At 41.4% G+C, this 12451-nt stretch carries 9 protein-coding genes; 5 read left to right on the forward strand and 4 right to left on the reverse strand.

Going from position 1 to position 12451, the window contains the following annotated elements; genetic code table 11:
- Positions 1-2: 2 nt before the first annotated feature.
- On the reverse strand, positions 3-959 hold the full coding sequence (locus tag B4F91_RS12160) for an AAA family ATPase (RefSeq protein WP_004587307.1): 957 nt from the start codon (positions 957-959) through the stop codon (positions 3-5).
- A 329-nt stretch (positions 960-1288) separates the two neighbouring features.
- On the opposite strand from B4F91_RS12160, the gene fadI reads away from it, so the two are divergent.
- The 3 genes from fadI (at position 1289) to B4F91_RS12175 (ending at position 5617) form a co-directional block, all read left to right on the forward strand.
- Positions 1289-2599, forward strand: a complete 1311-nt coding sequence (gene fadI, locus B4F91_RS12165; RefSeq protein WP_024031879.1) for an acetyl-CoA C-acyltransferase FadI — start codon at positions 1289-1291, stop codon at positions 2597-2599.
- Positions 2599-4821, forward strand: coding sequence for a fatty acid oxidation complex subunit alpha FadJ (gene fadJ / locus B4F91_RS12170; protein ID WP_054982189.1), 2223 nt, complete (start codon positions 2599-2601; stop codon positions 4819-4821). Before fadI ends, fadJ begins: the two co-directional genes overlap by 1 nt.
- A gap of 286 nt (positions 4822-5107) precedes the next feature.
- Entirely contained in the window at positions 5108-5617 is a 510-nt protein-coding gene (locus B4F91_RS12175; RefSeq protein WP_286936750.1) for a GNAT family N-acetyltransferase, read from the forward strand.
- Between the two features lie 37 nt (positions 5618-5654).
- Here B4F91_RS12175 and B4F91_RS12180 read toward each other — a convergent pair whose 3' ends face one another.
- Positions 5655-6041, reverse strand: coding sequence for an MmcQ/YjbR family DNA-binding protein (locus B4F91_RS12180; RefSeq protein ID WP_004587303.1), 387 nt, complete (start codon positions 6039-6041; stop codon positions 5655-5657).
- A 194-nt stretch (positions 6042-6235) separates the two neighbouring features.
- Here B4F91_RS12180 and yeiP point away from each other — a divergent pair, with 194 nt between their 5' ends.
- Together yeiP and B4F91_RS12190 are read left to right on the forward strand one after the other, a co-directional pair.
- Positions 6236-6808 carry an elongation factor P-like protein YeiP gene (gene yeiP / locus B4F91_RS12185; RefSeq protein WP_004587302.1) on the forward strand — a complete coding sequence of 191 codons (573 nt, stop codon included), beginning with the start codon at positions 6236-6238 and terminating at the stop codon, positions 6806-6808.
- 231 nt (positions 6809-7039) lie between these two features.
- Positions 7040-7219, forward strand: coding sequence for a hypothetical protein (locus tag B4F91_RS12190; protein WP_408003169.1), 180 nt, complete (start codon positions 7040-7042; stop codon positions 7217-7219).
- A gap of 2 nt (positions 7220-7221) precedes the next feature.
- Here the strand turns inward: B4F91_RS12190 and B4F91_RS12195 are convergent, their stop codons facing one another.
- Together B4F91_RS12195 and B4F91_RS12200 are read right to left on the reverse strand one after the other, a co-directional pair.
- Positions 7222-9480, reverse strand: coding sequence for a sensor domain-containing protein (locus B4F91_RS12195; RefSeq protein WP_286936748.1), 2259 nt, complete (start codon positions 9478-9480; stop codon positions 7222-7224).
- 55 nt (positions 9481-9535) lie between these two features.
- Positions 9536-12259, reverse strand: coding sequence for an insulinase family protein (locus tag B4F91_RS12200; protein ID WP_096739928.1), 2724 nt, complete (start codon positions 12257-12259; stop codon positions 9536-9538).
- Between the last annotated feature and the right edge of the window lie 192 nt (positions 12260-12451).

Here is a 12451-nt window from a genome sequence, read left to right on the forward strand (position 1 = left end):
ACTTAGGGTACGGCTACAAGTTCAACAATGCGGCTTATAACCTGATCTTTAGTAATGCCATCAGCCTGTGCTTCGTAGCTTAAAATAATACGATGGCGCAGTACATTATGTACAACGGCTTGAATGTCATCGGGTGCTACAAAGTCGCGGCCATGTAACCAAGCGTGGGCACGGGCACATTTATCAAGTGCAATGGTGGCACGCGGACTTGCGCCAAACTCAATCCAACGGCCAAGTTGCTCATCAAACTTAGCTCCTTCACGAGTGGCAATAATAAGCTGTACTAAATATTGCTCAAGCGGCTCGGCTAAATACAAGCCTAAAATAGCTTGGCGAGCGGCAAATAAATCGCTTTGGGTAATTTGTTGCATAACCGCTTGTTGTTCATTAAGTGCTTCACCACGGGTTAGCCGCAGTATGTCTAGCTCGTGCTCTGCACCTGGGTAATCAATGCTTAAATGTAATAAAAAGCGGTCTAATTGTGCCTCTGGCAGCGGGTAAGTCCCTTCTTGCTCCAGCGGGTTTTGGGTAGCCATTACCATAAACAAATCGCTTAGCGGGTAGGTGTTTTTGCCTACCGTTACTTGGCGCTCTGCCATGGCTTCTAGTAGTGCTGATTGTACTTTTGCTGGGGCACGGTTTATTTCATCGGCTAAAATAAGGTTATGAAATAAAGGGCCTTTCTCAAACACAAACTCGCTGGTTTGTTGGCGGTAAATATCGGTGCCGGTTACATCGGCAGGTAATAAGTCGGGCGTAAACTGTACGCGCTGGAACGAGCCTTCAATGCCTTTAGCAAGGGCGTTAACAGCACGGGTTTTTGCAAGCCCTGGCGGGCCTTCTACTAATAGATGGCCATCAGCTAAAATGGCAATAAGGAGTGCTTGAGTAAGCTCTGGCTGGCCAATAATTTGTGTATCTAAGTACGTTTTTAATTGTTTGAATGCGTTAGCTGCCATAATAAATAGACTTCCTCGTCAGCTGGGTTTGTACCTAATTTATTTTAGGTAATTAATACTGACCTAGTTATAAGGTTTATAAGTGAGTAACTCAAGAGTTAGACTGTATTTTTAAAAATAGTTCGTTATTTTTTAACGGTTTTTAGCGTACCACAAAACTTTGTAAAAACGCGTAAAAAAGCCTATTGTGGTAGTCAATATTAAGCACTATGTATATATCTACCTTTAGTGCTTTTGTATAAATTTGTGTTTATCTATTGGCTTTAGCACACGGGTTGTTTAGAATCGAGGAAAACAAACAGGTCAGACCTGTCAGCGGGAGAGCATAAATGTCTGAGCAAAACATACTAAAAACACCAAAAGGCGACCGTATTGCCATCGTTAGCGGCTTACGTACTCCTTTTGCAAAACAAGCAACAGCGTTTCACCATGTACCAGCCCTTGATATGGGTAAGTTGGTGGTTAACGAAATGCTTGAACGATTAAATTTCGACAAGTCAGAAATCGATCAACTTGTATTTGGTCAAGTAGTACAAATGCCAGAAGCGCCAAATATTGCACGTGAAATTGTTTTAGGTACGGGTATGCCAGTAGGCGTAGACGCGTATTCAGTATCGCGCGCGTGTGCTACCAGCTTTCAGGCTATTGCTAATGTAGCTGAGTCTATTATGGCAGGCTCTGTAAATGTAGGTATTGCCGGTGGCGCCGACTCATCTTCAGTATTACCTATTGGCGTAAGTAAAAAATTGGCAGGTAGCTTAGTTGATTTAAACAAAGCACGTACCTTAGGCCAGCGTTTACAAATATTCTCAAAACTGCGTTTAAAAGATTTATTACCAGTACCGCCTGCGGTTGCTGAATACTCAACAGGCCTTTCAATGGGGCAAACTGCTGAGCAAATGGCTAAAACACATAATATAAGCCGTGAAGATCAAGATGCACTAGCGCATCGCTCGCATTCACTTGCAACCCAAGCATGGGCCGATGGCAAGTTAAAAGATGAAGTAATGACGGCGCACTTACCGCCATATAAAAGCTTTATTGAAGAAGATAATAACATTCGTAAAAATTCGACAGTTGAAGGCTACGCTAAGCTTAAACCGGTATTTGATCGCCAACATGGCTCGGTTACCGCTGCTAATGCAACACCATTAACCGATGGTGCAGCTGCCGTACTGATGATGAGCGAAAGTAAAGCAAAAGCACTAGGCTACGAAATTTTAGGTTATGTACGTAGCTTTGCGTTTTCGGCAATTGGTGTAGAAAAAGACATGCTAATGGGCCCAGCGCATTCAACGCCTATCGCACTTGATAGAGCAGGAATTACACTTGCTGATTTAGATTTAATTGAAATGCACGAAGCCTTTGCATCGCAAACACTTGCCAATATGAAAATGTTTGCATCAGATAAGTTTGCGCAAGAGCAACTTGGTCGTAGCAAAGCAATTGGCGAAATTAACATGGATAAGTTTAACGTTAACGGCGGCTCACTGGCATATGGTCACCCATTTGCTGCAACCGGTGCTCGCTTAATTACGCAAAGCTTACACGAGCTTAAACGTCGTGGTGGCGGTTTAGCATTAACAACAGCGTGTGCTGCTGGTGGTTTAGGTGCAGCCTTTGTATTGGAGAGCGCGTAATGACAGATTCAGTATTTAATTTAACGGTAGATGAAAACAAAATTGCCGTAGTAACCATTGATGTGCCGGGTGAGAAAATGAACACCCTGCGCGACTCATTCGCTGATGACTTAAAAGCTTTACTTGAAGCGGCTAAGCAAGAGTCAGTAAAGGGGATGGTATTTATAAGTGGTAAGAGCGATAACTTTATCGCGGGCGCTGATGTAAAAATGCTTGATAGCGTGCAAAAGCGTGAAGATGCGTTAGCAATTAGTGAACTTTGTCATCAAGCCTTTTTTGATATGACAAAACTGCCTTATACAACAGTAAGTGCAATACACGGTGCTGCGCTTGGTGGTGGTTTAGAGTTTGCTTTAGCGTGTGATTACCGCGTAGGCACAGATAGCGATATGACTAAAGTAGGCCTGCCAGAAGTACAACTTGGTTTATTACCAGGTGGCGGCGGTACGCAGCGTTTAACTAAAATTGTAGGCATTCAAAAAGCACTTGAATGGATGCTAACAGGCAAGCAGATTCGCCCTAAGCAAGCTAAAAAAGCAGGCGTATTAGATGATGTAGTACCACAAAGCGTATTACTAAAAGTCGCTAAAGAATTTGCCGCTAAGAAAAAGCCAGCAGATAAAGAGCCAAAGCTTGATAAAGTAAGTAAATTATTAGAGTCAAACCCGTTTGGCCGTAACTTTATCTTTAAAAAAGCCAAAGAAAACGTCCTTAAAAAAACCGGCGGACATTACCCTGCGCCGCTTGCAATTATTAAGGCTGTGCGTGCAAGTGTAGAGCTTGATAAATTAAAAGCATACAAAACAGAAGCTGAAAGCTTTGCAACACTTGTAATGAGTGATGAATCTAAAGCGCTTCGCGGTATTTTCTTTGCAACCACTGAAATGAAAAAAGAGTGGCGCAACGACGATGCGCCAGCAATCAGTAAAACAGCTGTTTTAGGTGGCGGCCTAATGGGTGCCGGTATTGCGCATGTAAGCGCAGTAAAAGCCAAAGTACCTGTACGTATTAAAGATGTAGCAGAGCAGGGCATTAGTAATGCTATGAACTACACCTACAAAATTTTAGATAAGCGCCTTAAACGCCGCATTATGTCTAAAGCTGATATGCAGTTAACAATGAACCGTATTACCGGTACTACCGACTACAGTGGCTTTAAACACATTGATTTAGTAGTAGAAGCTGTATTTGAAGATTTAGCCTTAAAGCAAGGTATGGTTGCCGATATAGAGCAGCAATGCCAAAGCAATACTATTTTTGCAAGTAACACGTCATCACTGCCTATTTCACAAATTGCAGCACAGGCACAGCGCCCTGAAAACGTGATTGGCCTGCATTATTTCTCGCCAGTTGAAAAAATGCCACTCGTGGAGATTATTCCGCACGAAGGGACTTCACAAGAGACTATTGCGCGCGTAGTTAACTTTGCACGTAAGCAAGGTAAAACGCCCATTGTGGTAAAAGACATGGCAGGTTTTTACGTAAACCGTATTTTAGCGCCTTATGTAAATGAAGCAGCTAATTTAATGCTTGCCGGTGAGCCAATTGAAAAAATTGATGCAGCCCTTGTAGAGTTTGGTTTCCCAGTTGGGCCGCTTGCTTTACTTGATGAAGTAGGGATTGATATAGGCTCTAAAATAGCCCCAATTCTTGAAAAAGAATTAGGCGAGCGTTTTAAAGCGCCAGATGCATTTTCTCGTATGATTGATTCAAAACGCCTAGGCCGTAAAACGGGTCGTGGCTTTTATGAGTACGATAAAAAGAGCAAAAAAGTTGACGAGTCAGTGTATGAGCTATTAGGTGTAACCCCTGCACCGCGTTTAAATAAAAGCGAAATTGCTAAGCGTTGTGTATCACAAATGCTTAACGAAGCCGTGCGTTGTTTAGACGATGGCATTATTGCCAGCCCACGTGATGGCGACATTGGCGCTATATTTGGTATTGGCTTCCCACCGTTTTTAGGTGGACCGTTTAGCTATATGGATAAATTGGGCGCTAGCAAGGTTAGCTCTGAAATGTCTACATTAGCTAATAGCAATGCAAATTTTGCCCCATGCGACACGTTAGTAAGTATGGCTGAATCAGGCGCTAAGTTTTATCAAACGCAGCCTGTTGCAGATGAGCCAAGCCCAGCACCTGTTGCTGAACAAGCAATAGAAGCAGAGCCTGCTGATGAGCAACCTCAAGAAGAGAGCGTTGACTCACCAAAGCAAGACTCGTAAACAGCTTGATTAAAAAAAACCGCATTATATGCGGTTTTTTTATATCTGCTATTTGTAAATATAGAATTCTAGGGCGCAATAATACCAACCCGCAATAATACTTAATTATTCTGCGGGGATAACGTGTCGCTACCTGTGTTAAAAACGTGCATTTATAAAACCTAAATTGCCAGTTTTTATTTAGTTATCGACAGGTTTTTACCCTCAAATAAGTCTTATAATTAAGTGGCTTGCTATAAAGTATGTTAGCTTATTTTGCAGCTAAGCAGATAAGAGGTAAACCATTATGCAGTTGTTTACAGCACGATTGGCAATGCGCCCACTTCAAAGCAGTGATTGGCCATTATTTTTGCAGTTACATCAAAACCCTACCGTGATCCGTTATTGCTACGATATGCCCAGCGAAGCGTTTGTACGCAGCCGGTTTGAACAACGTTTAAAAAGTTGGGGTAGCACTTCTACTCATCCACTTTGCCTTGTGGTATTTGATAAACATTCAAATGAGCCCATGGGTGTAACGGGGTTTACGTACGAACTTGAGCAAGCTGAGCTAGGCTATTTGTTTTTACCCGCGTATTTTAATCAAGGCTTTGCCAGTGAGTCATTGCGTGCCGTGATTGAGTGGGCATGGCAACAATGCGGTATTACACAGTTTAAAGCCGTGGTTACAAAGGGGAATATAGGGTCTGAAAAGGTATTACAAAAGTGTGGATTAACGTTAACTGGCATTAATACGCAAGCGCACACTATTAATAATACACGTTATGATGATTTGATATACACATTAAAATTGTAGCAAATAGGGCTAGCAAGCTAGCCCGTGATGGTGGTTTCTATAGATGTGCTTCAATTGCTTTACGGTCTTTTTCTGGCATATTCTCAACAACTAATTTGAACGAATTATCGATCATTCTTTCAATTTCGCCTTGTGGAATAGAGCCATCTAATATCACCGTATTCCAAAGCCGCTTGTTCATATGATAGCCAGGGATCACCGCAGGAAAAATATCACGCAATTTAAGTGCTTCATCGGGATCGCACTTTAAATTAAGCCACCAAATAGGATCTCCATCATCATTAACGTCTCCATCATTACCTAAGGCAAGGGTGGCAAACATTTTATGATTTACTTTATAAACATCAACCTCTTGAGCAAATGGTTTTGTCACTTGCACCAAGGGCTTCTTTACTAAATACTCATGTACTGTGTTTTGGTCCATGATCCAATCCTTGAAGTCATACTCGGTAGAGATACCATAGCAGTTTTTTTCGCTTTTGATTATAGGTATTTAGTTTTAAATTAAAAATTTGCAAGTCTATATCAAATGCAGCCCCAAATTAACGTATTTTTAGTTGAACAATACCCAGTTCGTGGTATGTTTCTGGCAATCAAAAAAATAATAGGAAAACCCCCATGCCAAAGGCGAGTGAAGTTAAAAAAGGAACCGCGATTGAGTTTAATAATCGCGTGTTGGTAGTTAAAGATATTGTACGTTCAGTACCGCAAGGTCGTGCAGGCGGTAGTTTGTACCGTATGCGTTTATACGATGTAGTAACAGGTGCGAAAGTAGACGAAACCTTCAAAGACAGCGACATGCTAACCCTAGCAGATTTAACTCGCCGCGAAGCAATGCTTTCGTACATTGATGGCGATGAATACGTGTTTATGGATAATGAAGACTACACGCCGTATAACTTAAACAAAGAGGCGATTGCAGAAGAGATTCAATTCGTTAACGAAGAAACGCAAGGCGTACACGTTATTGTGATTGATGGCTCGCCTGTAGGTTTAGATTTGCCATCAAGCGTAGAGCTGGTTGTTGAAGAAACAGACCCTTCAATCAAAGGCGCTTCTGCCAGTGCACGCTCTAAGCCTGCACGCCTGAGCACGGGTTTAACCATTTCGGTGCCTGAGCATATATCTACGGGCGACCGTATCCGTATTAATACGGTTGAGCACAAATTTATGGGTCGCGCTGAAAAGTAACCCAAGCTATACAATAAAGCTGGAAAGCTGGCGCTATGCCGGCTTTTTTTATGGCTAAATTTTTAAACTAGGGAATAGTAATTTGCATCAATACTTAATTTATATGCGCTGATAGCTAAAATGGCGACTCATTGGCTTATCAAGCCTGCTGCTTTAAAAGTGTGTTATTTGCCGTTAAAATGCGCAGCGTTGTTTTGAGCTCAGTTGGGGTGATGTTTGCTTTTCGTTTTTATTAATGCTCTATGTGCTTTGGCCATTTATGTTCAAGCGCTTAAAAAAGGTATGCCAATTAAACGGTGGATTTTATTAGGGGCGCTAATAGGCCCTGGCGCATGCTGCTTATTTGGTTTGCATTACAGGCGTGCTTTTATACGCAACGTAGGAGCTGGTGCGTGTATATGGCGCCCGTAACATTACCTTATTTGCGCTAAATGTTTATTAGCACTAATAAGGCTTGGCGTAGAGTTGCTTTGTTGCTGTTTTAAAAAGGCCGTAAATTCATCTTTTGAAAGCGGTTTTGAATAGAAGTAGCCCTGTACGGTTTCACAATTTAGCGTTTTGAGTATGTCAATTTGGCTTGCTTGCTCCACACCTTCAGCAACCACATGTAAATCGAGGTTTTGCGCAATCGTCACGATAGAGTCAACCATGTTGCGGCCACGTTCGGTTTTCATGTCATCAATAAATGCTTTATCTACTTTTAAGGTATTCAGCGGAAATTGTTTTAAGTACGCTAAAGATGAATAACCTGTACCAAAATCGTCCATGGCTAAATGAATACCACGCGCACTTAGCGAGCGCATAATTGCAATGGCTTCTTGTGGGTCGTCCATTACCGTGCCCTCGGTAATTTCCAGCTCTAAAAAGTAAGAAGGTAGCTCGTTTTTTTGCAATATCACGTCAATACGGGTCGTTAAATCTGGCAAGCTAAACTGCTTAGCCGATAAGTTAACTGCAACGCGGCCGCTAAATAGCCCATCGTCTAGCCATTGTTTTACATCGCGACACGCTTTGTTTAAAACCACTTCACCAATTTCTATTATTTGCCCGGTTTCCTCTGCAATAGGAATAAATACACCGGGGCTAATAACGCCTTTTTTAGGGGTTATAAAGCGCACTAATGCTTCCATTCCGGTAAGTTTACCTGTGCGAATATTCATTTTTGGTTGGTAATACACTTCAAAATGGTTTTCTTTTAGACCAAAGCGCATTAGGTTTTCTATTTGTAAGCGTTTAACCGCTTGGCGGTTCATGGTGTCGTTAAAAAACAGGTAACTATTGCCTTTCTTTTTAGCATGATACATGGCGGTATCAGCGTTTTTTAATAGTAGCTCTGGCGTACTGCCATCTTCGGGGAATAACACTATGCCTACGCTTGAGGTAATAGCGAGCTCGTGGCCTGCCATTTTAAATGGGGTCGCAATTGCAGCTAAAAATTGCTTTGCCATGCGAGTAATAACATGAATATCATTAGTATCTGCCATAACTAAGGCAAATTCATCACCCCCTAGGCGGTAAAAAACATCATTCTCTCGGGTTAACTTATTTAATCGCATAGCCAGTTTTGCTAATAGGCTGTCGCCTAGCTGGTGGCCTAATGAATCATTAATCTTTTTAAAGTTATCTAAATCAAATACCAAAAGGGCATGGTGGGTATTTTGTTTTACTAGCTTTTGTAGGTCGGTAAAAAATAAATTTCTGTTAGGTAAACTGGTCGTACGGTCTCTATTTGATAAATTATGCAGTTGCGATTGTGCATTTTTACGTTCGGTTAAATCTGAATAAACCACTACATAGTTTGTTATTTGGTGTTGATCGTTTTTTATCTCATCAATAGAAATCTCTATTGGCAGTAACACTCGCTCACTATTGCGCAGTTTTACCTCTTGTTGAATTCGCTCCCGCTCTCGCACTATATTTTTAATATTTTCTGTGTAGCTTTTATCGTAACCAGGTAAGTTAAAAGGCTTTTTGAGATATTGCTCTCTAACGCCACCAAAAAGCGTTAAAAAGCTGGGGTTAATATCAACTAAGTTAAAGTTTTTATCATATATAGCAAGTGCATCAGTGAGTGATTCTACACACTTAGCAAATAAATTGAGGCGCTCTTGTGTTGATTTTAACACTGAAATATCACGCACTGTGCCGGTCATTCTCAGTGGCGCTAAGTTGGCATCTTTTTCTATTATTTTTCCGCGGTCTAATACCCAGTGCCAGTGGCCAAAGGTGTCTTTAATGCGATAAGTGGCTTCAAAAAAAGCAGACTTTTGAGCAAAGTGTTTTTTTAATAAATGCTCTACTGAGGCAATATCGTGTGGGTGGATCAAGCTTTTGTTTGGCGGAAAACCCATTAACGTTGTTGAATCCATCATGTATTTATCGTTAATACGAATAACTTCGCCTGTTTTTATATTCCAATCCCAAAGAGTATCGCCACTGCCTTCAACCGTGCTTTTTAAGCGTTTTTCCGAGAGGCTGTGCTGTAACCGTGAGCGCTTTAATTTATAAATTACAAATAATAGGTATGGCAAAGCCAGCGCAAGTAGGGCACTGGCAATAATTAAAACGGTGTTGGTATTTATATTTAAGGCGTGTTCAAAGGCAACCGCTGCGGGTGCTAGGCTTAGCAGCAACCAGTAAAAACCACATTTTATTGTTGTTATTTTTATCATTTGTTTTATTACTACTAATTAACAAATGATAATTTAAATCATGCTACTTGCAGAGTCAAAGAGATTGCGAGCAAAGCGGCATTTTTTGCGATTTATTTACTTTTGCGCTACTTAATAACTCATATCTTGGCCTATCTTTAGAAAAAGTAGCTATGGCATAGCTTTTCATTTCTTCTAGGCTGAGGGCGTGCAGTGCCTCTAGCAGGCGTTTTTGCATATGAAAGTCATGATCTTTATTGCCTATTGCAAGCCAAAAGCGCTGTGAGCGTAACCGTAAGTTTTTATCTTTTTCAGCAATATGAGTTGTCAAACCTTGTTTATGCTGCTGCCATGTTGTTTCATCCAGGGAGTCTAGGTTAGCAATAAACTGGCTTACAAAATGATTATGCCTGTGCAGTAGAGTCTGAGCTTCAAATTTTGGTGATTGAATATAAAAAGCAATACCGGCGCGGGTGTTAAATGGTGCATAGCCAGAGCCAACTAAGTAACCTAGCTGTTGTGTGGTTCTCAGCTCGTTAAAATAGTCTTGGTTAATTATATGATTAAGTGCCATTAATTTAACTTTTTCATCCACTTCTGCACTTTGTGCTTGGTAGTAAATGACCATGGCGTTATCACTGCATGGCAGTTCAAGTTCGCAGCGAGTCACTTGGTCTATCTCGTGCAGCGGGCGTGTTAAATCCTCAATAGCCGTGGCGTTTTTTAAATGCTCAGCCACTTTTTTATGAAATACCTTCGCGTCTGTTTGTTGCCAATTACCGTGTAAAAACGACTCAACATGTAAGGCTTTAAAAAAGTCGGCTCTAAATTCGTTAAATTGCTGAAAACACGTATTTTTAAGTGCCGTGGCTAACTCGTCAGGTTGTGGGTTCCATGGCATTATTTTGGCACCTAACACGCTAAATAATTCACTCACCGGTTTATTTTGGTTGCTGTTACGCCAGTGCCTTACCAGTTGCTTTTTGTATTCGGCAAAGCGGCGTGCGCAAATATCAACATTAAACAGCGCATCAAGTAATTGCTCCACCAACTCTAGCTGACTAGTCGATAGCCCAGCAGTGTGCAACGTAAGCCCGCCTTGATGAGAGGTTAAATGATAACTTAAACCTGCCAATTCTGCGGGGTAAAATTGCTCGCCAACACTGTCCATAAATAAGTCACTAAAAAGGCGCGTTAATGCCATGTGCTTTACATCTTTTACTGCAAAGTGCGAGTCCATTGCTAAATAAAAATGACCTTTGGCCACTCTAAAGGTGTTGTCTTGTTTAAACCAAAAGTCAAACCCAGGCTCTTTAACTAACAGTAAAGGCTTGGTTTGAGGTTTTTCGACTTCGTATAGCACAACTTCTTTTGTTAAATAGGGGTTTGCTGTGGGCAGCAGCATAGTGCTCAGCGGTTTATTTATATGCGCAAGCGACTCCAGCCAATGCGGCGAAATTGGCTCAACTTTGTAAGGGGTGTTGTACCACGCGGTGGTGTGCTCTGCCTCTACACCTGGATGAATAAGTACCAAGCGCATATTATGTGGGGTAAGCCATTGCATCGCCATTTCGTGAGTGGCTTTATTAAAGCCCTCCATTAAGTAATCGCCTTGCACATAGTTAGCTTCGTCGTAGTGCTGCATATTAATGCTTAGGTTACTTACCCAATCTATTAAGCGTGATTTTTCTTGGTTATCAAACGCAATTTGTAACAGGTTTTTTTTATCTTGATACAGGCGTGGTAGTTTGTCGGTGTTATCGTTGATTAGGCAAATATACTCAAACACAATTTCTATTATGTCTTCAAAGTATTCAATGCCTTCATCGGTAAGCGCCATGCTAATGTTAAAATCTTTAAAGTTACTGCCATTTATACCGCCGCCGGCAGAAAGTGCGTTAATCCACCCTTGTTCTTTTAAAATAGAGTACAGCGAGCCTGCGCCTTCGTAGCCTAGTAAATGGGCTATAAAGCTGACGGTTTTGTGGCGATAAAAGTCATCGATATTTGGCATAGCAAAACTAATAATGAGTTTTTGCATGTGCTTGTGTGGTTCAATGTGCAGTACTTTGCCAATATCTTGCGCGCGATATAATGGCTCCTCAATAGGGGCTTTAAGCGCACCTTTATGGCCATTAATGCCACTAAAATAGCGATGTGTCCACTGCGCGAGTGTATCAAGCGGTTCGTTGGCACAAATTACCAGTGTCATCCACTGCGCTTGATAGTGCTTATTAAAAAAATCTCTTAACTCGTCACTTATGCAGCGCTCTCTATCGGCGAGGGTATGTAAATTACCCACCGAAAATTTAGCAAAGGGGTGGGCTGGGTTTACGGTTTCTTTATGAGCCTGATAAATACGACGCCCATCATCTTTTATTTTTAATTTAAACTCAGCCTCTATGGCATTACGTTCTTTTTCGGTTTCAGCTGGGTTTAATAATGGGGCAATAAAAAAACGGCTAAATTGCGCAAGTGCTTTTTCAATGGCTTGGTTATTAATATCAAAGTAATAGCACGTGTGCTCAGTGCCGGTCCAGGCGTTGGTGTTCCCGCCCGATTGAGACACAAAATTATTAAAGCTTCCAGAATCAGGGTATTGGTCGGTACCTAAAAAAAGCATATGCTCTAAAAAGTGTGCAAGGCCTTGCCTGTCAAGGGGGTCATCAAAATGGCCAGCGTTAACCGCCATAGAAGCAGCGGCTTTAGTTGAATCTTTATCTTGCACTAATAATACTTTTAGCCCATTGTCGAGTGTAATGGCGCGGTATGCTCTGTTATCATTGCGGCTGATATTCAAATGATGCTCCTGAAACTAGACGTTTACTTGTTAACAACAGATGATAGCTTCAGGACAGCGAAAAAATAGCGAAAAGATTTACCTGAATATCATGAGAGAATTATTCTTTGGAATAATAGTTAATATAGCGGACAAATGGGCAAACTGGCTACTGTTTTATATTCATTAATCGGTTGATTTTTTATGAAAACA

This window comes from Pseudoalteromonas sp. UBA6610 (assembly GCF_002433295.1).
Classification (GTDB): domain Bacteria; phylum Pseudomonadota; class Gammaproteobacteria; order Enterobacterales; family Alteromonadaceae; genus Pseudoalteromonas; species Pseudoalteromonas atlantica.